Here is a 24,405-nt window from a genome sequence, read left to right as displayed (position 1 = left end):
TGTCGTTAAAATATTTGTCGTCAAAGTATCGGTGGGGCAGGTGGAGGGAACATGAGCGACTACCCGGCGTATGCGCCGTCGGAGGAGCATGAGCTGCTGCGGCGCACGGTGCGTGAGCTGGCCGAGGCCAAGATCGCTCCTTTCGCGGCGGAGGTGGACGAGGAGTCCCGGTTCCCGCAGGAGGCGCTGGAGGCGCTGGTCGCCAACGATCTGCATGCGGTGCACGTGCCCGAATCGTACGGGGGCGCCGGAGCGGACGCGCTGGCGACGGTGATCGTGATCGAGGAGGTCGCGCGGGTGTGCGGGTCCTCGTCGCTGATCCCGGCGGTGAACAAGCTGGGCACGGTGCCGGTGCTGCTGGCCGGCGGTGAGGAGCTCAAGAAGAAGTATCTGGCTCCGGTCGCGCGGGGGGAGGCGATGTTCTCCTATGCCCTGTCGGAGGCGGATGCGGGGTCGGATGCGGCGGGGATGAAGACGCGTGCGGTGCGTGACGGGGAGCAGTGGGTGCTCAACGGCGCGAAGATGTGGATCACCAATGCGGGGGTGTCGGAGTACTACACGGTGATGGCGGTCACCGACCCTTCTGCGGGTGCGCGGGGGATCTCGGCGTTCGTGGTGGAGAAGTCGGATCCGGGGGTGTCGTTCGGGCCCAAGGAGCGCAAGCTGGGGATCAAGGGGTCGCCGACCCGGCAGGTGATCTTCGAGGACGCGCGGATCCCGGCGGACCGGCTGATCGGTGTGGAGGGCACGGGGTTCAAGACGGCGCTGGCGACGCTGGACCACACGCGGATCACGATCGCGGCGCAGGCGCTGGGGATCGCGCAGGGCGCGCTGGACTTCGCGCTGGGGTATGTGAAGGAGCGGCGGCAGTTCGGCAAGCCGATCGCCGACTTCCAGGGTGTGCAGTTCATGCTGGCCGACATGGCGATGCGGCTGGAGGGCGCCCGGCAGCTGACCTACCACGCGGCGATCAAGTCCGAGCGGGCGATGAGCGGTGAGAAGGTCGCGGACCTGACCTTCGTCTCCTCGGCCTGTAAGGCGCTGGCGTCGGATGTGGCGATGGACGTGACCACCGACGCCGTCCAGCTCCTCGGGGGCTATGGGTACACGCGGGAGTTCCCGGTGGAGCGGATGATGCGCGACGCCAAGATCACCCAGATCTACGAGGGCACCAACCAGATCCAGCGCATGGTGATGGCCCGCCAGCTCCTCAAGTAGCCGGCAGCCGCACCTCGAACAGCGCGCCGCCGCCGGGGGCCTCGCCGACGGTGAGGCTCCCGCCGTGCGCCGCGACCAGGTCCCGGGCGATGGCGAGGCCCAGCCCGGCGCCCCCCTCGTCGCGGCTGCGGGCGTCGTCCAGCCGGACGAACCGCTCGAAGATCCGCTCGCGGTCGGCGGGCGGCACCCCCGGCCCGTCGTCGGCGACGCGCAGCACCGCCGACCCCGCCTCTTCGCGCAGCGACAGCCGGACGGCCGCGTCCGCGTGCCGCTGCGCGTTGTCGAGCAGGTTGCCCACCACCCGGGCCAGCCGTCCCGGGACGCCCATGACCTGCGGGTCCCCCTCGATCGACGCCTGGACGGCGACGCGGTCGCCGGGGGCGCGGCGGTCCAGCTCGTCCCGGACGAGCCGGCCGAGCGCGACCGGCCGGGCGGGGGGCCGCTCGCCGGCGTCGATGCGGGCGAGCAGCAGCAGGTCGGCGGCGAGATGCTGGAGCCGCACGACGTCCTCGACGAGGCCGTCCACGTCCAGCAGCTCCGGATGCGCGGCGGCGACCTCCAGCTGCGTGCGCAGCGACGCGATCGGGCTGCGCAGCTCGTGCGAGGCGTCCGCGACGAAGCCGCGCTGCCGCGCCACCGACTCCGCCAGCGCGGCGAGGGTCTCGTTGGTCGTGGCGGCGAGGTCGGCGATCTCGTCCCGCGCGTCCGGCACGGGCACCCGCCGGGCCAGGTCGCCGGACGCGGTGATCTCCGCCAGCTCCGCCCGGACGGCCTCCACCGGCCGCAGCGCCCGCCGCGTGACGAGCCAGGTCACGCCCGCGACCACCGCCAGCAGCAGCGGCAGCCCGGCGAGCATCGCGCGGGTGACCGTGCTCGTCGCGTCCCGCGCCGCGGCGAGGTCGGCGCCCGCGTACACGGTGACCGTCTCGTCGCGCGGCGTCGTCACCTCGACCGCCGCGAACCGGTAGTCGGCGGTCTGGCCGTCCACCGTCGCGCGGCCCGTGCTGAACCCCGGGTCGTCCCCGGACACCTCGCCGCGTCCCGGATCGTCGTCGCCGTGGTCGTCATCGCCGCCGCCGCGCGCGGCCGCGCCCGGCCGGACGCCAGGGGAGCCGGTGCCGCGGATGGCCTGGAGGTCCTCGCTCGCCGCGCGCACGCGGCCGTCCTCGCCGACGACCTGCACGGGATGGTCCTCGCCGTCGGGCAGGTCGAGGCTCCGGTACGGCGTGCCCGCCGCGAGCTGCGCCGCGACCTCCCGCGCCGCGACCTCCGCCCGCAGGTCCGTCTGGCCGGCCAGGTTCGCGCGCAGCAGCAGCACCACCGCGAGCCCGGCGGCGACCAGCGCGCCCGCCACCACGGCCGTCGCGCCCAGGGTCGTCCGGGCCCGCACGGACCCGAGGCGGCGCGCCATGTCAGGCGCCCCCGTCCCGGGCCAGCCGGTACCCGGCGCCGCGCACCGTCGTGATCGACCGGCGCCCGAACGGGACGTCGAGCTTGCGGCGCAGCGCGCTCACGTACACCTCGACGATGTTGGGGTCGCCGTCGTAGGCGAAGTCCCAGACGGCCTCCATGATCTGCGCCTTCGACACGACCTGGCCGGCGTTGGCGGCGAGGTGCTCCAGCACGGCGAACTCCTTGGCGGTCAGCTCCACCTCCGCGTCGCCCCGGAAGACGCGCCGCGCCGCCGGGTCCACGGTGAGGTCGCCGAGCACGATCGCGGGCGCGGCGCCGCGCGTGCGGCGGCGCAGCAGCGCGCGGACGCGCGCCACCAGCACCACGTACGAGAACGGCTTGGTGAGGTAGTCGTCCGCGCCGGTGTCGAGGCCCTCCGCCTCGTCGTACTCGCCGTCCTTGGCGGTCAGCATCAGGATCGGCGTCTCGTCGCCCGCCGCCCGCAGCTCCGCGCACACCCGGTAGCCGTTCATCCCCGGCAGCATGATGTCGAGGACGATCAGGTCGTAGCCGCCGCCGAGCGCCAGGTGCAGGCCCTCCGCGCCGTCGTGGACGGCCTCCACGACGAAGCCCTCGGCCGTCAGCCCCCGCGCGAGGGACGTGGCCAGGCGCTTCTCGTCCTCCACGATCAGCAGGCGCATGCCCCCCAGCCTGCCAAACGCCACCTGAAGGCGGCTTCAGGTTGCTTCAGGTGGGCTACAGGAAGACGCACCAACGTGGGTCTCGCAATGCGGAACCGAACGGAAGGTGCAACTCGATGAAGAACAACGCACGGCGCCTGGTCACCAAGCGCGGGCTGCTGGTCTCGGCCGTCGCCGCGGGCGTGCTGGCCGCCGGCGGGACGACGGCCGCGTTCGCCACCGCGCAGGACGCGCCGGCCGCGGCCGCGGCCCCGTCCGACGACCGGCCCGGCGGCGCGGCCGCCGCTCCGGAGGTGGCGCTCGCGCAGGCGGCGGACGCCGCGCTGAAGAAGGTGCCCGGCACGGTCGCGGAGGCCGAACTCGACGACGAGGACGGCAAGACGGTCTGGGAGCTCGACGTCCTCGCCCAGGACGGAACCTGGCACGACGTGACCGTCGACTCCGGCAACGGCAAGGTGCTGACCGACCGCGCCGACGACCGCGGCGACGAGGACGGCGACGACGCCGCGGAGGCCGCCGCCCTGCGCAAGGCGTCGGTGGGCGCGCCCGCCGCCGCCGACGCGGCGCTGAAGGCCGTCCAGGGGCACGTCACGTCCGCCGAGTTCGAGCTTGAGGACGGCAAGGCCGTCTGGGAGGTCGACGTGGCCGGCAAGGACGGCGCCGAGCACGAGGTCACGGTGGACGCCGCGTCCGGCAAGGTCCTCACCCAGAAGACCGAAAAGCCGGACGACGACGGCGGCGAGGACTGACGGGCGCCGGGGCCGGGAAGGGACACCGCAGGAGGTGTGCATGAGCGAGCAGAGACCCGGCCCCGGCCCCGGCATCGACACCAGCGTGTCGCACGTGGCGCGCATCTGGAACTACTGGCTGGGCGGCAAGGACAACTACCCGGTGGACCGGGAGGTCGGCGACCAGATCCTCGGCATGCTGCCGGACGTCGCGAGGCTGGCCCGCGCCTCCCGGCTGTTCCTCAACCGGGTCGTGTGGCACCTGGCCGCCGAGGCGGGCGTCCGCCAGTTCATCGACATCGGGACGGGCCTGCCCACGGTCGACAACACCCACGAGGTCGCCCAGCGGGCCGCGCCCGAGTCGCGGATCGTCTACGTCGACAACGACCCGCTCGTCCTGGAGCACGCGAGGTCGCTGCTCACCAGCACCCCGGAGGGGCACACCGCCTACATCCACGCCGACCTCCGCGAGCCCGAGGGCATCCTGGAGGGCGCCGCGGAGACGCTCGACTTCAGCCGGCCCGTCGCGTTCACGCTGATGGGCATCCTGGAGTTCGTCCCCGACGACGAGCAGGCGTACGCGATCGTGCGGCGGCTGCTGTCCGCGGTGCCGTCCGGCAGCTATTTCGCCATGTACGACGGGACGAACGTCGTCCACGGCGAGGCGTCCGACCGGATCGTGGACGTGTGGAACGCCTCCGGCAACGCGCAGCTCGTGCTGCGCACCCCCGAGCAGATCGCGGGCTTCTTCGAGGGCCTGGAGATCGAGGAGCCCGGGATCGTCCCGGTGACGCACTGGCGCCCCGACACGCCCGGCGAACCCGAGCCGGTCGACGCCTACGGCGGCGTGGGCCGCAAGCCCTAGACCAACCCGAGAGCAGGCCGATGACCGCGGACGACTTCGTCTACACGATCTACATCAACGCCGCGCCGGAACGCGTCTGGGAGGCCCTCACCGACCCCGCCGCCACCCGCCGCTACTGGGGCGTCGCCTTCGAGACGGACTGGGCGCCCGGCTCCGCCATGACCTGGCACGAAGAGGACGCGGTGACCGCCGACCCGGAGCAGACCGTCCTGGAGGCCGAGCCGGGCCGCCGCCTGTCCTACACCTGGCACACCTTCACGCCCGAATGGGCGAAGAGCGTCGGCGTGGACGAGGAGACCCGCCGCGCGCTCATGGCGGAACCCCGATCCACGGTGTCCTTCGCCATCGAGCCGGCCGGCGCCACCGCCAGGCTGACCGTCGTCCACCGCGCGGGCGAGGCGCTGCTCGCCATGTCGCGGCAGGGCTGGCCGCACGTCCTGTCCGGGTTGAAGACACTGCTGGAGACCGGCGAACCCCTCCCCACCACCGACCTCTAGCATGACCCCGGACGATCACGTGAGGAGCGGTTCGTGCGAGAGATCGCCGTGTTCAGCGGCAGCGCCCACCCGGACCTGGCCGCCGAGGTCTGCGCGCACCTCGGGGTGCCGCTGAGCCCGTCCCGGGTCGACCGGTTCGCCAACGACTGCCTGGAGGTGCAGCTGCAGGCCAACTGCCGGGAGCGGGACGTCTTCCTGATCCAGCCGCTCGTCGCGCCCGTCCAGGAGCACCTCGTCGAGCTGCTCCTGATGTGCGACGCGGCCCGCGGCGCGTCCGCGAGCCGCATCACCGTCGTCATGCCGCACTACTCCTACGCCCGCTCCGACAAGAAGGACGCGCCGCGCATCTCCATCGGCGGGCGCCTGGTCGCCGACCTCCTCGTCGCCTCCGGCGCGAGCCGCGTCCTCGCCATGACCCTGCACTCGCCGCAGGTGCACGGCTTCTTCTCCGTCCCCGTCGACCACCTGCACGCGCTGCGCGAGCTCGCCGACCACTTCCGCGGGTACGACCTGTCGCGCACCACCGTCGTCTCGCCCGACCTCGGCAACGCCAAGGAGGCAGCGGCCTTCGCCCGCCTCCTCGGCGTCCAGGTCGCCGCGGGCGCCAAGCAGCGCTTCCCCGACGACCGCGTCCAGATCAGCTCCGTCATCGGCGACGTCGCCGACCGCGACGTCATCGTCCTGGACGACGAGATCGCCAAGGGCAGCACCGTCCTGGAGCTGCTGGACCGGCTCCGCGAACTGGGCGCCCGCAGCGTCCGCGTCGCCTGCACCCACGGCCTGTTCGCCGCCGGCGCCCTCCAGCGCCTCACCGCCCAGCCCGACGTCCTGGAGATCGTCTGCACCAACACGGTCCCCGTCCCGAACGGCGACCGCAGCGACAAGCTCCGCATCCTGTCCATCGCCCCGGCCCTCGCCGAGGCCGTCCGCCGCATCCACAACGGCGAGTCGGTGAGCGCCCTCTTCGAGTCGCCCTGAGCTACCTGCGGCTCTGCCGGAACTCCTCGGCCTCCGGCGCCTCGGTGTACTCCAGCAGGTGGCTGCCGGCGACCCGCTCCAGCGCCTCGCGCACCTCGCCGGGCGTCGCGTAGAAGAACTACGCGTCGCCGAGCTCCCGCACCCGGTCCATCGGGTCCAGCCGCCGCGTCATGCCGATCTTCACCATCCGCTCGCCGAACGCCCCGATGTTGGAGATCACGTACACGTAGCCGGCCCGCACCTTCGCCGCCCGGCCCTCCACGTCGTCGATGGCCGCCTCCACGTCGGCGAGCTTGGCCCGCAGGTCGGCCGCTCCCGCCGCGTCCCCGTTGGCCTCCAGCCTGGCGAGGGCCGACTCCACGTGCGAGCGCTCCTTGAGCAGCCGGGCCTTCTCCCGCTCGAACTCCTTGCGCGCCTTGTCCTCCTCGCGCTGCCGCTCCCGCTCGGCCCGCACCCGCTCCTTCTCCTCCTCCGCCTTCGCGAGGTGGTCGGCGGTGAGCCGCAGCTCCCGGACGCGGACCTCGCGGTACCGGCGGCCGACCCTGATGTCCATCGTCTTGCCGAGCCGCTCGATCGTCTGCGCCGTCTTGTCCAGCCGGTCGATCGCGGACTGGAGCTTGTAGGGGCGCATCGTCCGGATGAGGTTGTCCGCCTCGGCGTTGTAGGCCCGCAGCATCAGCTTGGAGAAGTCCCGCACCATCTTCGCGCCCTGCGCGGCGGACCCGTTCACCGTCCAGTGCGTCGCGCCGACGACCGCCTCGCCGCCGCTCGCCATGGACTTGATCCGGTCCTTCACCTTGGCCAGCTCGGCCTTGTAGGCGACGACGTCCTCGAGCGGATGCTGGTACTCGTAGATCCCCGCCTCCTGCAGCAGCGCGAGGTCCTGCGTCTCCACGATGTCCTTCCGCAGCCGCGCCAGCTCCCGCCGCTTCTCCGCGGTCTGCCGCCGCACCTCGGCGGCCTCGTCCCGCAGCCGCGCGATCTCCGCGGCGACGCCGGGGGCGTCGAGCCCGCCGAGCCGCTCCAGCCACTGCCGCAGCTCCGCGTTCTCGGCCTCCAGCTCCTCGATCCGCTGCCGCTTCCCGCCGAACACCGGCAGGGTCCTGGACGCCGAATGCGCGGGCCCCGGCGCCCGGACGGGCGGCGCGGGGACGGGCGGCACGGGCGCCGGAACCGGCGGCGCGGGGGCGGGCATCGGCGGGGCCGGGGCGGGGACCGGAGGCGCGGCGGGGAGCCAGAACTGCCAGCCGGGCGGTGCGGGCGGCCAGCTCGCGTCGGGCTGCCATCCGGGCGGCGGCGTCCACCCGGGCGGCGGCGCGGGCCACGTCGGCGGCGGGTGTGCGGCGCGTCCTGGTCGTGGACGTCGCCGAAGTCGGTCTCCGCCCCGGAGCCGTCCAGCACCACGAGGAACCAGCGCTGCTTGTAGGACTTGCGGGCCTCGACGGCGGCGACCTCCGCGATCGGAACCTCCTGCCGCGGGCCCTCCCTGACGAGGTCGGGAGCCGAGAATCCGAGGACGCGCCGCTCGGTGACGGCGATGTGGGTGAGCGTCGGCAGGGCCTTCACGGTCGCCGCGAGCGCCAGGACCGTCTCGCCGTCCCGCAGGAACAGTCCGATCTGCCGGAGCATGTGCTCCGCCGCGCCGGGATCGACCTCGACCCCGACATAGCCCGGCCGTGGCGTGTTCTGCACCGTCATCGCTACCTCGCAGCGCCGTCTCCGGGCAGAACGGGGGCGCTTCGCCAGGTGCGTGCCGTTTCCCCGTGCCGCCGCCGTCATGGACAGTCGAGGGGAGCGCCCGACCCCTCTAGGACGGGCCGGCGGCGGCCGAGGTTTACGTGCGGCGGGTCAGCGGCGCATGCCGCTGCCGCCGGTTTCCTCCTCGCCGTCGGTGGTGTGCTCCAGCTCCAGGTACTCGTCCTCGGGCCAGAGTTCGTCGGCGAGGGCGGCGAGGTACTCCTCGTCGCCGGGATCGAGTTCGGCGGTCATGGACTCCGGGTGCGCGGCCGCGGGGGGCGGGGGGTCGGACGCGGTTCTCAGGGGCATCGGGCGGAGCAGGCGGGGCAGGCAGAAACCGAACAGGGCGAGCAGGGACACGAGGACCAGGACTGTGATCACACCACACCGTCCTTTCGCGGTCGAGTTCCACATGATTCTTGCGTAAGTAGCAAAACAGTTGAACGTTAGCGGGAGGCTCCGCCGGATGGGAGTCCGACATGCGGACCGCCGGGGACAATGACCCCGTGGAGTCGCATGTGGACGCGCGGGCGCGCGAACTGGCACGGGTCGTCTGGGACCACCTCGTCCTGTCCGGCCCCCTCTCCCAGGCTGACGTGATCCTGGCGCTGGGGTGCCACGACACGCGGGTGGCGGCCCATGCCGCGCGGCTCTGGCACGAGAGATGGGCGCCGCTGGTGGTCGTGACGGGCGGGCGCGGCAAGATGACCGCGGACTGGGCAGAGACCGAGGCGCGGGTCTTCGCGCGGGTGGCGCGCGAGCACGGAGTGCCGCCGCAGGCCCTGCTGCTGGAGGAGACGGCGACCAACACGGGGGAGAACATCACCGCGTCCAGGCGGCTGCTGGACGGCCTTGGCGTCGCGGTGCGGCGGGGGATCCTGGTGGCGAAGCCCTACATGACGCGGCGGTCGCTCGCGACGGCGCGGTGCCGGTGGCCCGAGGCCGAGTGGTCAGCGTCCGCGCCGGAGCTGGGGTTCGAGGCGTTCTGCGAGCGCCGGTCCATCGAGCTGATGGTGGGGGACCTGCAGCGGATGGTCGTGTACGCCGAGCGCGGGTACCAGGTGCCGATGCCCGTCCCGGCGGAGGTCTGGGCGGCCTACGAGGAGCTCGCCCGGCTCGGGTACGACGGGCACGTGATCCGCTAGGCGGTCGTGACCGGGCGGTGCGGGGCGATCACCCGGCCGTCGGGCAGCAGTTCGCCGGTGTCCTCGAAGACGACGACGCCGTTGCAGAGCAGGCTCCAGCCCTGCTCGGGGTGGTTGGCCACGGTGCGCGCCGCCTCGCGGTCGAGGTCGTCGGGCGCCGGGCACGGCGGCTCGTGCGTGCAGATGGTGTCGTGCTGAGCGGTCACGGAGTTCCTCCACGGTGTCCCAGTGATTTAGGACATAGTGCAGCCTGCCGCTGTGCGTCCGAAATATGCAAGTGGATGAGGAATTCTTTACTGTTCGTCGCGTGTGCGGGGCCCTGAGATCGGGCATTCGGTGCGATTCACCGCAAGAGCCCCCCGTCGGGCTCGTCGCCGTGGTCGACGTCCAGGCCGACCACCGACGCGCACCCCGTGCAGATCCACTCGCCGATGACGGCCTCGGAGTTGGTCCCGTGCGTCCGGTACGGGCGGTCGACCGTCCGGCGGCGCATCCCGTGGCCGCAGGAGGAGTGCAGGAGCCGGCCGCAGGTCGGGCAGGGCCACACGTCCTCGCGGCGCAGGTCGCAGCGGGGGCACAGCGGCGCCTCGTAGTGCCCGGCGGGCTCGCCGAACGCCATCTCGTCCAGCCAGTCGTGCTCCAGGTCGAGGTACTCGTCCCGCGGCCAGTGGTGGTCGGCGAGCCAGGCGAGGTACTCCTCGTCCCCCGGGCCGAGGACGGTCGTCAGCGACTCGGGGTGCTCGTCGTCCGAGCGCGGTCGGCGCCTGCCGTGCCGCGCGGTGGCCAGGAGCGTCAGCAGGCCGAGGAGCGCGGCCGCGGCCAGGCCTGTCGCCAGGGGCATCGCGGCGTCCTTGAATGATCTTGTGGCGGGAAAGTCCGATCATGAATGCACTTCACAAAACGCTGCGAACGCTACAAGAAAGGTATGACGGCGGAAAAGTCGATCAAAAAGATCCTTTACCGGGATCATGACCGGACCCGGTGTCCGAAACCGGCGGCGGCAGCGTCCGCAACCGGGCCGGCCTGCGGGGACCAGGACCACGAGCATCCCGGACGGCCCCGCGGCGGCGTGGGCCGTTTCACTCTCCGCTGAATCAGTCCTTGCGGCCGAGAACGGCCACCATCTGGGTGTGCAGCGGGTGCTCCAGCGGCCCCGCGGGCCCGTTCGGGCGCCATTCGGTCACGTGCGCCACCCCCGGCTCCAGGATCGTGAGCCCCGCCATGAAGCGCTCGATCTCCGACGAGTGGCGGAAGTAGGAGCCGCCCAGGCCCGACTGCAGGACGCGCTTGGCCTCCTCGACGCGCGGGTCGTCGCCGGAGTCGTGCAGATGGGTGAGGACGACGTGGCTGCCGGGCGCGAGGAACGGCAGCAGCGACCGGACGACGCCCGCCGGGTCCCGGTCGTCCGGCACGTGGTGGATGATCGCGGCCAGCACGATCCCGACCGGCCGGGACGGGTCGATCAGCCGGGTCAGCGCCGGGTCGGCGAAGATCTTCGCCGGCTCGTACAGGTCGCCCTGGATGAACGTCGCGACGCCGTCCTCGGTGAGCAGCGCCCGCCCGTGCGCGAGGACGATCGGGTCGTTGTCGACGTAGACGACCTTCGCCGCGGGGTTCGCCGCCCGCGCGAACTGGTGCACGTTGGACGAGGTCGGCAGCCCGGACCCGATGTCGATGAACTGGTCGATCCCGAGGTCGCCGGCCAGGTAGGTCACCGCGCGCTCGATCGCGACCCGGTTGCCGCGCGCCACCACCGGAGCCTCCGGCACGAGCTGCATCACCATGTCGGCCACCTCGCGGTCGGCGGCGAAGTTGTCCTTGCCACCGAGGAAGTAGTCGTACACCCGCGCGAACGTGGGCGTGGCGGGGTCGATGCCGGGGGGCGCGCTCTCGGGGAGGTCGTCGGCCACGCGTGCGGCTCCTTCCGTACGCCGCCCGCGCTGCCGCGCCGGGCGGTACTGGGAGGCCAAGCCTAAGCCCGGATCCTCCGGCCGGGCAGGCCCTTTCGCGCAATCCCGGGCGGCCGGGGGTGTGGTTTTCCGCAGGGTGGGGGTGCGGGATCCGGCCGGGCGGGTCGGCGGTGCTCTCCATGGTGGCGGGCCCCGCCGGTTCCTAGCGTCGTAGGCATGATCGGACTGATGAGCGCGGCGTCCGCCGGCGAACCCGCCGGCGGCATCGCCGGGTGGGCGACCGACCTGATGGAGCGGCTCGGCGCGCCCGGCGCCGGCCTGGCGATCGCGCTGGAGAACCTGTTCCCGCCGCTGCCGAGCGAGGTGATCCTCCCGCTCGCGGGCTTCACGGCAGCGCAGGGCCGGATGAGCCTCACCGCGGCGATCGTGTGGACGACGCTCGGCAGCGTCGTCGGCGCCCTCGCGCTCTACGGGATCGGCGCCCTGATCGGGCGGGACCGGGTCCGCGCGATCGCGGCGCGGCTGCCGCTGGTCAAGGTCGAGGACCTCGACCGGACGGAGGCGTGGTTCCTCCGGCACGGCGGCAAGGCGGTGTTCTTCGGCCGGATGATCCCGATCTTCCGGAGCCTGATCTCCGTCCCGGCGGGGGTGGAGCGGATGCGGATGCCGGTGTTCCTGGCCTACACGACGCTCGGCAGCCTGCTGTGGAACACCGTGTTCGTGCTGGCCGGGTACGGGCTCGGCGACAACTGGCGGACGGTCGAGGAGTACGTCGGCGTCTACTCCAAGGCAGTGGTCGCGGTCGCGGGCGTGGCGGCCGCGGCGTTCCTCGCGGTGCGTATCGTGAAGGCACGGCGGGCCGGTGCCGGGGACCGGCCGGCGGGGGCGCACCGGGCGGAGGCAAGAGAACGCGAACGTGACCGCATCACCTTCTGACGCCGTGCGCCGCGGCCCCGCCGTGGTCGTCCGGGCCGTGGCGGGGCTCGTGCTGGGCGCGGCCACCGCCGGCGCGGAGCTGGTGCTGCTGGCGGGGGCGGCGCTGCTCATGGCGTACTCGCTGGCCTTCTCCCGCGGCCGGCGCGCGGTCCCGGCGGCCGTCGCGGACGCCGCCGAGCTGCTGACCGAGCTGGAGATGCGGCGGCTGCGCGCCTTCCTCGGCGAGGACCGGGCCGTCCAGTACGGTCCGCTGCGGGCGCTCGCGTACCTCGTGCTGCGGGTGCCGGTCGGACTGCTGGGCGCCGCGATCCTGCTGCTGATCGGCTACGGCGCGATGCTGGGGGTCCGGCTGGCGGTGAGCTGGTGGATCACCGGCGACTACCTGGACGGCATCCCGCCGGCCTGGTGGATCGTCCTCTACACCGCCATCGTGGGCGGGGTGCTGCTCTTCCTCGCCGTGTACGGCTTGGTCGGCGTGGTGGCGCTGGAGAAGGGCGTGGCGCGGCGCTGCCTCGGGCCGAGCCCGCTGGAGGAGTACGAGCGCCGCATCGCGCAGCTGTCGGTCACGCGCGCCGAGGTGGTGGACGCGGTGGACGACGAGCGCCGCCGCATAGAGCGCGATCTGCACGACGGCGTCCAGCAGCGGCTCGTGGCGCTCGGCATGCTGATCGGCCGGGCCCGCCGCGCCGGCGACCACGAGCGGGCGGTGGAGCTGTTGAAGCAGGCGCACGAGGAGTCGCAGCGGGCGCTCGAGGACCTGCGGGAGGTCACCTGGCGGGTGTATCCGGCCGCGCTGGACGGCGAGGGCCTGCGCGCGGCGCTGGAGACGGTGGCCGAGCGGTCCGCGGTGCCGGTGACGATCGACTACGACGTGCCGGGGCGGCCGCCGCACGCGGTGGAGACCGCCGCGTACTTCGTCGTCTGCGAGGCGGTCACGAACGCCGCCAAGCACTCCGGCGCGCGGGCGGTGCGGGTCGCCGTCGCGGGGTCCGGGACAATGATCGGCGTGCGCATCGAAGACGACGGGTGCGGGGGAGCCGACCCGGGCGGCGGCGGGCTGGCCGGCCTGGCCCGCCGCGTGGCCGCGCTGGACGGGACGTTCGCCGTGCACAGCCCGCACGGCGGCCCGACGGTGATCACCGCGGAGCTGCCGTGCGGGTGATGCTGGCCGAGGACTCGACGCTGCTCCGCGAGGGCCTGGTGCGGCTGCTCGCCGAGGAGGGCCACGAGGTGGTCGCGGCGGTCGGCGACGGCGACGCGCTGATCGCGGCGGTGGCGGCGGCGGGGGAGCAGGGTCCGCCCGACGTCGTGGTGGTGGACGTGCGGATGCCGCCGACGCACACCGACGAGGGCCTGCGCGCGGCGCTGGAGATCCGGCGGCGCTGGCCGGGGGTCGGGGTGCTCGTGCTGTCGCAGTACGTGGAGAAGCGCTACGCCACCGAGCTGATCACGGCCGACACCACCGGCGTCGGCTACCTGCTGAAGGACCGGGTCGCCCAGGTGGACGAGTTCCTGGACGCGCTCGACCGGGTCGGCGCGGGCGGGGCGGCGTTCGACCCCGAGGTGGTCCGGCGGCTGCTGGCGCACAGCACGCACGCCGATCCGCTGGCCCGCCTCACGCCCCGGGAGCGGGACGTCCTCGACAACATGGCCCAGGGGCATACGAACGCCTCGATCGCCGCCAACCTCCACATCTCGCAAAGCGCGGTCGAGAAGCACGCCAACGCGATCTTCGACAAGCTCGATCTGTCGCATGCCGCCGGCTACAGCCGCCGCGTCCTCGCGGTCCTCCGGTATCTGGGCAGCTGAACCGTCCGAAATAGGACTAACAGCTACAAACCGGGTATGGCTCCGGTTGTACGATCGCGGACGCCCCCGCGGCACGCGCGAGCACGCACGGGCGCGGGCCGCAGCCGTCCGGGCGCCTGCGAACCGGCTCTCAACCGAGGGAGAGGTCGTGGCGGACACCAACCGAGGCGTCGTGTACCAGGCGCCGGGCGAGGTCACGGTGGAGGACCTGGACTTCCCGAAGCTCGAACTGGCCGAGCAGAACGGGCGCAAGCTGCAGCACGGCGCCATCCTGAAGGTCCTGGCCACCAACATCTGCGGTTCCGACCAGCACATGGTGCGCGGCCGGACGACCGCGCCGGCCGGGCTCACGCTCGGCCACGAGATCACCGGCGAGGTGATCGAGACCGGCCGGGACGTCGAGTTCGTGAAGGAGGGCGATCTCGTCAGCGTCCCGTTCAACATCGCGTGCGGCCGCTGCCGCAACTGCAAGGAGCGCCACACCGGCGTGTGCGAGAACGTCAACCGGGAGCGGCCGGGCGCCGCCTACGGCTACGTCGACATGGGCGGCTGGCACGGCGGGCAGGCCCGCTACGCGGTCGTCCCGTACGCGGACTTCAACCTGCTCAAGTTCCCCGGCGACCGGGACACCATCATGGAGAAGCTGCCCGACCTCGCGATGCTGTCGGACATCTTCCCCACCGGCTACCACGGCGCCTACACCGCCGGCGTCACCACCGGCTCGACCGTGTACGTGGCGGGCGCGGGACCGGTCGGCCTCGCGTGCGCGACCGCCTGCCTGCTGCTCGGCGCCGCCGTCGTGATCGTCGGCGACATGAACGAGCAGCGGCTCGCGCAGGCCCGCGGGTTCGGCTGCGAGACGATCGACCTGTCGCAGCACGGCGACGTCGGCGCGCAGATCGAGCAGATCCTCGGCGTGCCCGAGGTGGACGCGGCCGTCGACTGCGTCGGGTTCGAGGCGCGCGGGCAGGGCCACGAGGGGGCGCAGAAGGAGCAGCCCGCGACGGTCCTGAACACGCTGATGGAGATCACGCGCGCCGCCGGCGGGGTCGGCATCCCCGGCCTGTACGTGACCGGCGACCCGGGCGCGGCCGACGAGAACGCCAAGGTGGGGCAGCTCGGCCTGCGGATCGGGACCGGCTGGGCGAAGTCGGAGTACTTCGTCACCGGCCAGTGCCCGGTGATGTCCTACAACCGGCAGCTGATGATGGCGATCCTGTACGACCGGGTGCAGATCGCGCGGAACGTCAACGCGTCGGTGATCCCGCTGGAGCAGGCGCCCGAGGGGTACGCCGAGTTCGACCGGGGCGCGGCGCGCAAGTACATCCTCGACCCGCACGGCACCCTGGGCGCCGCCGCCTGACCCCGGCGGTCGCCGCCTGACCCCGGTGGGCCGCGCCGGGCTCAGGCGATGCCGGCGGCGATCCGCGACGCCATCGCCATGATGGTGAGCTGGGGGTTCACCTCGGGGCACATCGGCAGGACGGAGGCGTCCGCGACGTGCACCCCGCGCACGCCCCGCAGCCGCCCGGCCGGGTCGACCGGCGCGGCCGCCGCGGCGGCGCCGAGCCGCGCCGTCCCGGTCGGGTGGAACCCGGCCAGGTGCAGGTCGGCGGGCGCCGCCGCCGCGACGGCCCGGACCAGCTGGTCCTCGTCCCGGACGACGGGGTCCCGCGCCAGCCCGGTCAGCACCTCCTCGGCCCCGGCGGCGAACAGGACGCGCCCCATCGCGGTCATCGCGCGGCGGAGCCGCCCGGCGTCGCGCGGGGCGAGGTCGTAGCGGAGCAGGGCGCGGCGCCGGGCGCCGAGGACGCGGCCGGACGGGGCGTCGGCGATCATCGCGCCGAGCACGGCGAGGCGGTGCGCGCCGGCCAGCTCGCCGCGCAGCCGCCGCCCGATCCCGGGCAGCGGGAACGACGTCATGCCCGGCGGCGTGGCCGTCGCCTCGATCAGGACGCCGTCGCCGTGCAGTTCCTCGATGCCGACGCTCTGCATCACCCCGCGCCATGACTCGACGGGCTCGGCGAAGCGTCCCGCCATGTTCGTCGCGGGGTGGACGGCCATGCCCCGGCCGAGCTCCGGATGCCCGCCGAGGCCGGAGCGCCGCAGCAGCAGGGGCGTCTGCGTGGCGCCGGCCGCGACGACGATGCGGGGCGCCAGGATCTCGAACGCCGTGCCGTCTGGACGGCGCGCGCGCACACCGGTGGCGGTCCCGCGTTCGACCAGGATGCGTTCGACTCGCGCGTGGGTGACGATCCGCGCCCCCGCCTCGCACGCCTGGGGGAGCGCGTTCAGGTGCACGCCGTACTTCGCGTTGTGCGGACACCCCACGGCGCACTGCGCGCTGCCCATGCAGCCGGGCGCGTTGCGGCGCAGCGGCGCGGCCCGCCAGCCGAGCCGTTCGGCGCCCGCGAGCGCGAGCAGCCCGTTGCGGCCGAGCGGCCCGACCGGCTGCCGCGCGACGCGCAGCGTGGCCTCGACCTCGTCCAGGTGCGCGCCGAAGTCCTCCACCGGGACGCCGAGGGACGTCCAGCGGCGCAGGACCCGGCCGGGCGTCCGGTAGCAGGTGCCGCTGTTGACGACGGTCGTCCCGCCGACCGCGCGGCCCTCGGGCAGCAGCACCGGCGGGCGGCCGAGCGCGACCGCCGTGCCGCCGTCCCGGTACAGGTCGAGGAACCGGTCGAGCGGCCGGCGCTCCCGGAACTCGGCCGCCGTGAAGCGCCGCCCCTCCTCCAGCACGACCACCGACAGGCCGCGCCGGGCGAGGGTCCGCGCCGCCATCGCGCCGCCCGCGCCGGACCCGACCACGACGGCGTCGGCGGTCGCGCACGCCGGCCACCCGGCGGACGGCGTGCAGTCCAGCGCCGCGTCGGGCCGCACCAGGCCGCCCGGCTCCGGCGGGCCGGGCAGCAGCCCCGTCCCGGCGGCCAGCAGCAGCGGGGCCTTCACCGCCTCGATAACCCGGGCTGTGGCCGGGCGGGCCGCCAGCAGCGCGCACAGCGCGTCCCGCCGGCCGGCGTCCAGCCGGTCGATGGGCCGCCCGACGGCGAGCCGGGCCAGCGCGTCCAGCGCGCCGGTCCCGGCGGCGAGCCCGAGCCGCGCCGGGCCGGGCAGCGCCCGCGCGATCGCCTCCGCGCCGGCGGTGACGCGCGCCAGCTCCGCGTCGTCGTCGATGCCGAGCAGGACCGAGACGGTCCCCGCCATGGTGCTCACCGCAGGCCCACCTCCGCGTGGCCGGTGCCGTCCAGCCGCCATTCGCGCTCGGTCCGCCAGCCGCGTCCCGAGCGGCGCGCGAGGGCGATCCGCACGTCCGCGCGCTCGGAGTTGCGGCAGACCGCCGGGGCGCCGTCCGGGTCGGCGTAGTCGACCGCGACGGTCTCCTCCGGCCGCTGCGTGACCTCGACGTTCAGCAGCCGGTCGCCGACGCGCCCCCGGACCGTCCACGTCGGGAGGCGGATGTCGGCCCGCAGCCGGAGCGCCGCGAGCAGCGGGTCGCCGGACGGCAGGTCCCGCCCGTCCACCCGGAGCCGGACGAGCGGGAGCGGGGCCATCCGGTTCAGGCCCGGCCGCGTCGAGACGGCCGCCACGATCTCGCACACGTCGCCGCCGCCGAGGTCGGCGTGCAGCCACGCCCAGCGGCGCGCGTTGCCGTGCCCGTAGATCCGGGCCGAGGCGCCCGGGGCGTCCGCCAGGTCCAGCACCCGGTCGCCGAACCGCACCGCGCCGCGGTACGCGGCGGCCGGCTTCGGGACGATCTGCGCCGCCGGCAGCAGCTCCCGCTCCCACGCCCAGCGCGGGAACGTGAACAGCGGCGGCCCGCCGCCCGACTCGCGCAGCTCCCAGCCGACCGGTCCCGCCGTGCCGGCGAGCCTGTCGCCGGTCTGGACGACCGGCCCGGCGGCGAAGGCGGCGTCCTCGCGGGGGCTCCACTCGTGCGGTCCGAACCGCCCGAACACCGGCGGCTCGCCGGGCGGGAACACGGCCGCCCAGCCGTGGGCGTGCGCGCCGCCGCCGCCGTCCGGTGCGACCAGTTCGTGGTGGAGCCACACGCCGGTGCCGGTCGCCGGGTCGGTCAGCGTCGTGTACCAGACCTCCAGCCGCCCGGCCTGCCCCCGCCAGCGCGACCGCATCGGGTCGGCGGCCCGCGCGGGGGCGCGGAAGCTCGTGAGGAAGGCCGCCAGGTCGCGGCGCAGATGGAAGCGCAGCCGCGCCTCGCCGACCACCGTCCCGTCCGCGTCGGTCACGGTGGCCGGCAGCGACGTCATCGACCGGACGGGCCGGCGCGGCGACACCGACTTCCAGCCGTCCAGGCGCAGGCGGCGGCCGTCGGCGGCCGTGAAGTCGAGCGTGTAGCGGATCCTGCGGGCGGCGATCGGCGCGACGCGCAGCCGCCCCGAGGCCGCCGGGTCGTCCGCCCAGCCCGGCACGCTGACGCGCCCGGCGATCGCGCCCTCCGCGTCGCCCCAGGGGCGCAGCACGCCGGGCAGGTCGGCGTCCAGGTCCAGCCGCATCGGCCGCGCCCGGTCCTCCCCGGCGAGCCGCAGCTCACCCTCCATGACCTCGCTGAACGTCGTGCGCCTGGCGCTCATCGCGCCCCCTTCGTCATGATCGCCTCGGTCTCGGCGAAGTAGGCGTCGGCCGCCGCGCGCGCCCGGTCCGGGTCGCCGTCGCACAGCGCGCCGATCAGCGGCGCGAGCCGGTCCGCCGCCGCGCCGGGGTCGGCGAACGCGTGCGCGAACCCCTCCCGGACGGCCAGGTAGGCGTTCAGCAGCGCGTTCACCATGAACCCGTACACCCGGTTGCCGGTCGCGCCGCCGATGACGCGGTGGATCTCGCACTCGGCGAGCTGCGCCGCGTCCGCGTCCGGCGCGTTCCGGACCTCGTCGGCCAGGTCGCGCAGCAGGGCCCGCTGCGCGGCCGTCGCGTGCTCGGCCGCCCGCGCCGCCACCCGCGCGCCGACCTCGCGCCGCACCTCGAAGATCTCCGCCATCCAGGCGGGCCCGACCGTGCGGGCCAGCATCGGCAGCAGTTCGGGGCCGCCGAGCCGCTCGTAGTCGCGGACGCGCGTGCCCACCCCGTGCCGCGTCTCCAGCAGCCCCGCCTGCGCGAGCCGGACGATCGCGTGCTTCAGCGACGTCCGCGTCACCGCGTACCCGGCGGCCAGCTCCCGCTCGGGCGGCAGGTAGGAGCCGGGCGGGTACCGGCCGCTGAGCACGTCGTCGCGCAGCCGGTCGACGAGCGAGTCCACGACGGTGTCGCGGGGGATCGGCGAGGACGGCACGGAACCTCCAGTGGTCGAGTGGCTCAGCCACTGGACCACGCGGGGCGTCCCGGCGTCAAGAGCGTGGCAGGGTGGGGACCGGGACCACGGAAGGGGACGCACAGATGCTCGGCACGCTCGACTGGGAACCGGCGGACGAACGGCACGACCTCCTCGCGGCGCCCGTCGCCGCCGCGATCGGCGCCGTGCCCGAGGCCGAGGTCGCGGAGATCGACCCGGACCTGGCCGACACGGCCGCGTTCTGCGAGCGCTACGCCGTCCCCCTCGACGCCAGCGCCAACTGCGTGGTCGTCGCCGCCAAGCGCGGCGGCGAGGTCTCCTACGCCGCCTGCATGGTCCTCGCCACCGGCCGCGCCGACGTGAACGGCGTCGTCCGCAAGCACCTCGGCGCCCGCAAGGTCTCGTTCGCGCCGATGGCCGACGCGACCTCGCTCACCGCCATGGAGTACGGCGGGATCACCCCGGTCGGCCTCCCCGAGGGCTGGCCGGTCCTGGTGGACGAGGCCGTCGCCGCCGCCCCGCGCGTCGTCATCGGCAGCGGCCTGCGCAAGTCGAAGGTCATGCTGCCCGGCAAGGCGCTCACGGGCCTCCCGTCCGCCGAGCTCCTCGCGCTGGCCCTGTGAGCGACGCGGCCGTCCACCAGGCCGCCTACCCGGTCGAGTCGACCGCGTAGCGGGCGCCGCCGACCGCCAAGGCCCGGTCGAGGAGCCGCCGGTTGGCGGCGAGCATCTCCGCGACGGGCGCGCAGCCCGGTGAGGCGGTGCGCAGGACGCTGAACAGCACCGTCCCGGTGCGGAGCGCCTTGACCAGGACGACGCCGCTGAGTCCCAGGTCGGCCGTCGTCATCTCGGCGAGCGTCGACTCGATCACAGCGGCGGCGCGGTCCTCGGGCAGGAAAACCATGGCCCACGGGTGCGGGCGCGCCCACTCGCCGAGCGCCACCAGCTCCTCGACGTCGGGCCGCATCCGGTCGGCGAAGTCGAGGTAGCCGAGGCGCTCGGTCTCCGTGGTGCCGGGCGGCGGCTCGCCGCCGTCCCCGTACAGGACGGCCTTGGCCTCGAACCGCCAGCCGCCGCCGGACGGCTTGGCCTGGCCCGAGATGTGCTCGGCCCGCACCTCGCGCTGGACCCGCAGCAGGTCGCCGGCGCTCCGGCAGGGGATCGTGCAGGACAGCACGCGCTCCGGGGCAGGGACGAGCCGCAGCGTCGCCGCGGTGATGACGCCGTGCCCGCCGAGGCCGCCCCGGACGGCGTCGAACAGCTCCGGCCGCTCGGCGGGGGAGCAGGTGACGACCCGCCCGCCGGCGACGACCTCCAGGGCGAGCACGTTGTCGGCCTGCGTGCCGTGCCGGTGGGACGTCCCGCCGACGCCGCCCGCGGAGACCGTCCCGCCGACCGTCACGTCCAGGTGGTCGGTCAGGACGGGCGGGGTCAGCCCGCGCGGCAGCGTCGCGGCGAGGACCTCGCGCCAGCTCGTCCCGGCGCCGACGGCGGCCTGCCGCTCGCCGATCGCGTGGACGCCCGCCAGCCCGCGCATGTCGAGGGAGACGCCCGTGGTCAGGGACTGGCCGAACGTGGAGTGCCCGAGGCCGCGCGGGACCGCGTCCAGCCCGCCGGCGGCGGCCTCGCGGACGGCCTCAAGGACCTCCTGCGCCGACTCCGGACGGACGACCCGCGCGGGCGAGCGCTCGACGATGCCCCCGAAATCGCGCATGCCGGGCTGGCCTAGCGCGCGCGGAGGCGGTCGGCCACGCGGCCGAGCGCCTCGCCGAGCAGGTCGATCTCCTCCGGCGTCAGCACGTCGATGAGCGTCTCGCGGACGACGCGGCGGTGCCCGGGGCGGACCCGGTCGAGCGCGGCGGCGCCGTCGTCGGTCAGCTCCGCCCACACCGACCGGCGGTCCGTCGCGCAGCCCGCGCGTTTCACGAGCCCGGCCCGTTCGAGCTGGGTGACCTGGTAGGTGAGCCGGCTCTTGGAGACCATCACCTCCCGGGCGAGGTCCGACATGCGCAGCCGGCGGTCGGGGGCGGACCGCAGCCTGACCAGCACCTCGAACTCGGCGTGGGACAGCCCGCCGTCCCGTTTGAGCTGCCGCTCGACCTCGTGGTCCACCAGGTGGCCGGCCGCGAGGAAGGCCATCCAGGCGCGCAGCTCACGTGGTTCCAGGGCGGCGTCCCCCACTTCGTTCATGCGGTGATTCTAGTTGGCATGAAAACCCTCTTGAAGTTTCTAAATGGTCTGAATTTGAATCATCCTGCTAGCGTTCTGCTAGTTCATGTTTGAACCTTCAACCGGAGGAGACGAGGCATGCTCCCACCCCGCCGCCACCCCGCCCTGCCCGACGCCGGCCTGCTCCTCGGCAGGCTGGCGGTCGGCGTCGTCTTCGTCGCGCACGGCTGGCAGAAGCTCACCGACGAGGGCCACGCCGCCGTCGCCCGCTCGTTCGACCACCTCGGCATCCCGCTGCCGGGCCTCGCCGCCGTCTACGGCACCTGGGTCGAGCTGCTCGGCGGCATCGCGCTCATCGCCGGCGTCCTGGTGCCGCTCGCCGGCGTCCTGATCGCCCTCGACATGGCCGGGGCCTTCTGGTACGTCCACATGGACAAGGGCCTGTTCAGCCAGGAAGGCGGCTACGAGTACGTGCTCGTGCTCGGCGTCGTCTGCCTGCTGTTCGCGTTCACGGGCGCGGGCCGCTTCTCCGTCGACTCCCTGCTCTGGGGCCGCCGCCGCGACGCCGCGCCCGATCGGCAGTCCGTCCCCGCGTGAGCACCCGCCCGGCGGCCGGGCCGGGCCGGACGGCCCGCCCCGGGGGCCCGGCCCGGCCGCCGATGTGATCTGGGTAACTTTTTCGTTCGCGCCCCGGGTGCCGTGACCGCCGCGTCAGGACGGGTCACCTGCCCGGAAAGCAATATGGCCCGCTCCAATCCCCCGGCTGAGTGCTCCCGGCCCCCTGACATCCGCCTTTTCCGCCGCCTGCTCCTTAGCGTCGAAGTGACAAGATGTTCCTGATGACCGTTTTTGGGCATGAGTGATCGCTGAGGGTTTCCTGGAGAGGCGGGTCGCAGGTGTCGCGCGGTAGTGAGTTCGTTGTGGTGGCAAATCGGCTTCCGGTCGACCGGATCGTCGGGGCGGACGGAGCCCCCCGCTGGAGGCGCAGCCCCGGCGGGCTGGTGAGCGCCATCGCCCCGGTCATGCGCCGGCGGAAGGGCACCTGGATCGGCTGGACCGGCGCGCCGGACGAGGAGCTGGAGCCGTTCGAGGAGGACGGCATGTCGCTGCACCCCATCGCGCAGTCCGCCCGCGAGGTCGAGCTCTACTACGAGGGCTTCTCCAACGCGACGCTCTGGCCGCTCTACCACGACGTCGTCGCCCCGCCCGTGTACGACCGCGCGATGTGGGACGCCTACGTCGGCGTGAACCGGCGGTTCGCGGAGGCGGCGGCGAAGGTCGCGGCCAAGGAGGCCATCGTCTGGGTGCAGGACTACCAGCTCCAGCTCGTCCCGTCGATGCTGCGCGAGCTGCGCCCCGACCTGCGCATCGGGTTCTTCCTGCACATCCCGTTCCCGCCGGTCGAGCTGTTCTGGCAACTGCCCTGGCGGCGGCGGATCCTGGAGGGCCTGCTCGGCGCCGACCTGGTCGGCTTCCAGCTGCCCGGTGCGGCGGCCAACTTCGTGCGGCTGTGCCGCCGGCTGCTGGACGCCCGTTACGTCAAGCAGGACGTCTTCTGGGACGACCGCGTCGTGCGCGCCCGCGCGTTCCCCATCTCCGTGGACGTGGGCGAGCTGAACGACCTGGTGGCGCGCCAGGACGTCCAGGAGCGGGCGCAGGAGATCCGGGCCGACCTCGGCGACGCCACCGTGCTGCTCGGCGTCGACCGGCTCGACTACACCAAGGGCATCACGCAGCGGCTGCAGGCGTTCGGGGAGCTGTTCGAGGACGGCCACCTCAAGCCGGGCCAGGCGGTGTTCGTGCAGATCGCCACGCCGAGCCGGGAGCGCGTCGAGCAGTACCAGCTGCTCCGCGAGGAGATCGAGCAGCAGGTCGGCCGGATCAACGGCGAGTACGGCGAGATCGGGTTTCCGGTCATCCACTATCTGCACAGTTCGTATGACCGCGCCGAGCTGACCGCGCTCTACCTGGCGGCGGACGTGATGGTGGTCACCCCGCTGCGGGACGGCATGAACCTGGTCGCCAAGGAGTACGTCGCCTGCCGCAAGGACCTGCGCGGCGCGCTCGTGCTGAGCGAGTTCACCGGCGCCGCCGCCGAGCTGCGGCGCGGCGGGTTCATGGTGAACCCCTACGACATCGACGGGCTCAAGGGCACGCTGCGCGACGCGCTGAACGCCGAGCCCGCCGAGCAGGCGCGGCGGATGCGCTCGATGCGCCGCCGCGTCATCGAGCACGACGTGGACCGCTGGGCCCAGTCGTTCCTCAGCGAGCTGGAGAGTCCGGAGCGGTCGCGGGCCGAGCCGGCTCCGGTGATGCTGGAGGGCTGACCCGCAGGTCGAAGGCCGCCCAGACGGCCTTCCCGCCGGTGGCGAGCCGCGCCCAGCCCCAGGCGTCGCTGATCGCGCCGACGACCACGAGGCCGCGGCCGCCCTCGGTGAACCGGTCGGGCTCGCCCGGCACCGGCTCGGGCACGCGGCCCGACGGGTCGGTCACCGAGACGACGAGCCGCCGCGGGTGCCCGACCAGCACCAGCTGGATCGGGCACAGCGGCAGCGGCTGGGGGAGGCCCTCCAGCCCGTGCCGCAGCGCGTTCGTCACCAGTTCCGACACCGCGACGACGACGTCTCCGGCGTCCCCGCCGAGGCCCCAGTCGTCCAGCGTGGCCTGCGTGAACTCGCGCGCCGCCCGGGGCGCGGTGATCTCCGCGGGCAGCACCCGCCGCGCGGTGCGCGGGGTGCCGGCGTGCGGGGCGGGCCAGAGCCCGGCCAGGCCCGGCACGGCGGCCGGGACGCTCGGGCGGGGGTTCGCCGGGATGTTCGGCGCGGGCGGCGCCGCGTCCGGCCAGTGCGCGTGCACGGCGGCGCGCCGCGACCGGCCGCCTCCCATGGCGGCGGGGGCCGCGACTTCGTCTGCCTGGTCAACGGTCATGGTCAAACCTCAGAGGCGTGCGGAGTGGTCACCGGTGAGCGTTCGCTATCTTGCTCCCCAAGCCGTGCAGATGCAAGACCGTCTGCATGAACGAATGCAAGAACGAATGCAC

The 24,405-nt window shown here is 74.0% G+C and carries 26 protein-coding genes; 13 read left to right on the top strand and 13 right to left on the bottom strand.

Annotated features, from left to right (window positions below; translation table 11 throughout):
• Positions 1–51 precede the first annotated feature (51 nt).
• Positions 52–1,218: an acyl-CoA dehydrogenase family protein gene (locus tag ACGFI1_RS00560; RefSeq protein ID WP_392781660.1), complete on the top strand. Its 1,167-nt coding sequence runs from the start codon at positions 52–54 to the stop codon at positions 1,216–1,218.
• Here ACGFI1_RS00560 and ACGFI1_RS00555 read toward each other — a convergent pair.
• Positions 1,211–2,629 carry a sensor histidine kinase gene (locus ACGFI1_RS00555; RefSeq protein ID WP_392781658.1) on the bottom strand — a complete coding sequence of 473 codons (1,419 nt, stop codon included), beginning with the start codon at positions 2,627–2,629 and terminating at the stop codon, positions 1,211–1,213. The two genes, ACGFI1_RS00560 and ACGFI1_RS00555, sit on opposite strands and share 8 nt — an antisense overlap.
• A gap of 1 nt (position 2,630) precedes the next feature.
• A complete protein-coding gene (locus ACGFI1_RS00550) occupies positions 2,631–3,311 on the bottom strand; it encodes a response regulator transcription factor (protein WP_301176835.1) in 681 nt (226 codons plus the stop codon).
• Positions 3,312–3,427: 116 nt separating this feature from the next.
• Here ACGFI1_RS00550 and ACGFI1_RS00545 point away from each other — a divergent pair, with 116 nt between their 5' ends.
• From ACGFI1_RS00545 to ACGFI1_RS00530, 4 genes are read left to right on the top strand one after another with little or no spacing between them, the layout of a single operon-like run.
• On the top strand, positions 3,428–4,060 hold the full coding sequence (locus tag ACGFI1_RS00545; RefSeq protein ID WP_392781654.1) for a PepSY domain-containing protein: 633 nt from the start codon (positions 3,428–3,430) through the stop codon (positions 4,058–4,060).
• 40 nt (positions 4,061–4,100) lie between these two features.
• A complete protein-coding gene (locus ACGFI1_RS00540; protein ID WP_301176837.1) occupies positions 4,101–4,904 on the top strand; it encodes an SAM-dependent methyltransferase in 804 nt (267 codons plus the stop codon).
• A 20-nt stretch (positions 4,905–4,924) separates the two neighbouring features.
• Complete coding sequence (locus ACGFI1_RS00535; RefSeq protein ID WP_386868475.1) at positions 4,925–5,401, top strand: SRPBCC family protein; 477 nt, start codon at positions 4,925–4,927, stop codon at positions 5,399–5,401.
• 33 nt (positions 5,402–5,434) lie between these two features.
• The gene (locus ACGFI1_RS00530; RefSeq protein WP_386868473.1) at positions 5,435–6,379 is read left to right on the top strand and encodes a ribose-phosphate diphosphokinase; all 945 of its coding nucleotides are present in this window, start codon (positions 5,435–5,437) and stop codon (positions 6,377–6,379) included.
• A gap of 118 nt (positions 6,380–6,497) precedes the next feature.
• Here ACGFI1_RS00530 and ACGFI1_RS00525 read toward each other — a convergent pair whose 3' ends face one another.
• Positions 6,498–7,472 (bottom strand): DUF4041 domain-containing protein, encoded by a 975-nt coding sequence (locus ACGFI1_RS00525; protein ID WP_392781650.1) that lies wholly within the window; start codon positions 7,470–7,472, stop codon positions 6,498–6,500.
• A 755-nt stretch (positions 7,473–8,227) separates the two neighbouring features.
• Complete coding sequence (locus tag ACGFI1_RS00520) at positions 8,228–8,497, bottom strand: hypothetical protein (protein WP_386868469.1); 270 nt, start codon at positions 8,495–8,497, stop codon at positions 8,228–8,230.
• A gap of 125 nt (positions 8,498–8,622) precedes the next feature.
• Between ACGFI1_RS00520 and ACGFI1_RS00515 the strand changes: the two genes are divergently transcribed.
• Positions 8,623–9,261, top strand: a complete 639-nt coding sequence (locus tag ACGFI1_RS00515; protein WP_386868467.1) for a YdcF family protein — start codon at positions 8,623–8,625, stop codon at positions 9,259–9,261.
• Here the strand turns inward: ACGFI1_RS00515 and ACGFI1_RS00510 are convergent.
• The 3 genes from ACGFI1_RS00510 to ACGFI1_RS00500 form a co-directional block, all read right to left on the bottom strand.
• The gene (locus ACGFI1_RS00510) at positions 9,258–9,446 is read right to left on the bottom strand and encodes a DUF5999 family protein (RefSeq protein WP_392739304.1); all 189 of its coding nucleotides are present in this window, start codon (positions 9,444–9,446) and stop codon (positions 9,258–9,260) included. The genes ACGFI1_RS00515 and ACGFI1_RS00510 overlap by 4 nt on opposite strands.
• A 158-nt stretch (positions 9,447–9,604) precedes the next feature.
• Complete coding sequence (locus ACGFI1_RS00505; protein WP_301176843.1) at positions 9,605–10,102, bottom strand: hypothetical protein; 498 nt, start codon at positions 10,100–10,102, stop codon at positions 9,605–9,607.
• A 253-nt stretch (positions 10,103–10,355) separates the two neighbouring features.
• On the bottom strand, positions 10,356–11,171 hold the full coding sequence (locus ACGFI1_RS00500; protein ID WP_301176844.1) for an SAM-dependent methyltransferase: 816 nt from the start codon (positions 11,169–11,171) through the stop codon (positions 10,356–10,358).
• A 216-nt stretch (positions 11,172–11,387) separates the two neighbouring features.
• On the opposite strand from ACGFI1_RS00500, the gene ACGFI1_RS00495 reads away from it, so the two are divergent.
• The 4 genes from ACGFI1_RS00495 to fdhA all read left to right on the top strand — a co-directional run bounded on the left by ACGFI1_RS00495 (position 11,388) and on the right by fdhA (position 15,279).
• Positions 11,388–12,107, top strand: coding sequence for a DedA family protein (locus tag ACGFI1_RS00495; protein WP_138640444.1), 720 nt, complete (start codon positions 11,388–11,390; stop codon positions 12,105–12,107).
• Positions 12,088–13,269, top strand: coding sequence for a sensor histidine kinase (locus tag ACGFI1_RS00490; protein WP_387068557.1), 1,182 nt, complete (start codon positions 12,088–12,090; stop codon positions 13,267–13,269). Before ACGFI1_RS00495 ends, ACGFI1_RS00490 begins: the two co-directional genes overlap by 20 nt.
• A complete protein-coding gene (locus tag ACGFI1_RS00485) occupies positions 13,260–13,916 on the top strand; it encodes a response regulator transcription factor (RefSeq protein ID WP_171069358.1) in 657 nt (218 codons plus the stop codon). Before ACGFI1_RS00490 ends, ACGFI1_RS00485 begins: the two co-directional genes overlap by 10 nt.
• Positions 13,917–14,064: 148 nt before the next feature.
• Positions 14,065–15,279 (top strand): formaldehyde dehydrogenase, glutathione-independent, encoded by a 1,215-nt coding sequence (gene fdhA / locus ACGFI1_RS00480; RefSeq protein WP_392781647.1) that lies wholly within the window; start codon positions 14,065–14,067, stop codon positions 15,277–15,279.
• 41 nt (positions 15,280–15,320) lie between these two features.
• On the opposite strand, the gene ACGFI1_RS00475 is transcribed toward fdhA, so the two are convergent.
• Genes ACGFI1_RS00475 through ACGFI1_RS00465 form a run of 3 tightly spaced genes read right to left on the bottom strand, consistent with a single transcriptional unit; the run spans position 15,321 to position 19,197 of the window.
• A complete protein-coding gene (locus ACGFI1_RS00475) occupies positions 15,321–17,120 on the bottom strand; it encodes a GMC family oxidoreductase (RefSeq protein WP_392783196.1) in 1,800 nt (599 codons plus the stop codon).
• Positions 17,121–17,125: 5 nt separating this feature from the next.
• Positions 17,126–18,505, bottom strand: coding sequence for a hypothetical protein (locus ACGFI1_RS00470; protein WP_392781644.1), 1,380 nt, complete (start codon positions 18,503–18,505; stop codon positions 17,126–17,128).
• On the bottom strand, positions 18,502–19,197 hold the full coding sequence (locus ACGFI1_RS00465; RefSeq protein WP_301176849.1) for a FadR/GntR family transcriptional regulator: 696 nt from the start codon (positions 19,195–19,197) through the stop codon (positions 18,502–18,504). The genes ACGFI1_RS00470 and ACGFI1_RS00465 overlap by 4 nt, the downstream gene beginning before the upstream one ends.
• A gap of 104 nt (positions 19,198–19,301) precedes the next feature.
• On the opposite strand from ACGFI1_RS00465, the gene ACGFI1_RS00460 reads away from it, so the two are divergent.
• The gene (locus tag ACGFI1_RS00460; RefSeq protein ID WP_138640440.1) at positions 19,302–19,820 is read left to right on the top strand and encodes a YbaK/EbsC family protein; all 519 of its coding nucleotides are present in this window, start codon (positions 19,302–19,304) and stop codon (positions 19,818–19,820) included.
• A gap of 25 nt (positions 19,821–19,845) precedes the next feature.
• Here the strand turns inward: ACGFI1_RS00460 and ACGFI1_RS00455 are convergent, their stop codons facing one another.
• Together ACGFI1_RS00455 and ACGFI1_RS00450 are read right to left on the bottom strand one after the other, a co-directional pair.
• Complete coding sequence (locus ACGFI1_RS00455) at positions 19,846–20,910, bottom strand: FAD-binding protein (RefSeq protein ID WP_392781642.1); 1,065 nt, start codon at positions 20,908–20,910, stop codon at positions 19,846–19,848.
• Positions 20,911–20,921: 11 nt separating this feature from the next.
• Positions 20,922–21,386: a MarR family winged helix-turn-helix transcriptional regulator gene (locus ACGFI1_RS00450; RefSeq protein ID WP_138640438.1), complete on the bottom strand. Its 465-nt coding sequence runs from the start codon at positions 21,384–21,386 to the stop codon at positions 20,922–20,924.
• 117 nt (positions 21,387–21,503) lie between these two features.
• Between ACGFI1_RS00450 and ACGFI1_RS00445 the strand changes: the two genes are divergently transcribed.
• On the top strand, positions 21,504–21,962 hold the full coding sequence (locus ACGFI1_RS00445; RefSeq protein ID WP_301176851.1) for a DoxX family protein: 459 nt from the start codon (positions 21,504–21,506) through the stop codon (positions 21,960–21,962).
• Between the two features lie 299 nt (positions 21,963–22,261).
• Positions 22,262–23,692 (top strand): alpha,alpha-trehalose-phosphate synthase (UDP-forming), encoded by a 1,431-nt coding sequence (locus tag ACGFI1_RS00440; RefSeq protein ID WP_138635148.1) that lies wholly within the window; start codon positions 22,262–22,264, stop codon positions 23,690–23,692.
• Here the strand turns inward: ACGFI1_RS00440 and ACGFI1_RS00435 are convergent.
• On the bottom strand, positions 23,628–24,293 hold the full coding sequence (locus ACGFI1_RS00435) for an ATP-binding protein (RefSeq protein WP_138635151.1): 666 nt from the start codon (positions 24,291–24,293) through the stop codon (positions 23,628–23,630). The genes ACGFI1_RS00440 and ACGFI1_RS00435 overlap by 65 nt on opposite strands.
• Between the last annotated feature and the right edge of the window lie 112 nt (positions 24,294–24,405).

Origin of the sequence: Actinomadura geliboluensis (genome assembly GCF_043197915.1) — a bacterium.
Classification (GTDB): domain Bacteria; phylum Actinomycetota; class Actinomycetes; order Streptosporangiales; family Streptosporangiaceae; genus Spirillospora; species Spirillospora geliboluensis.
This window is presented reverse-complemented; position numbering and strand designations above follow the sequence as displayed.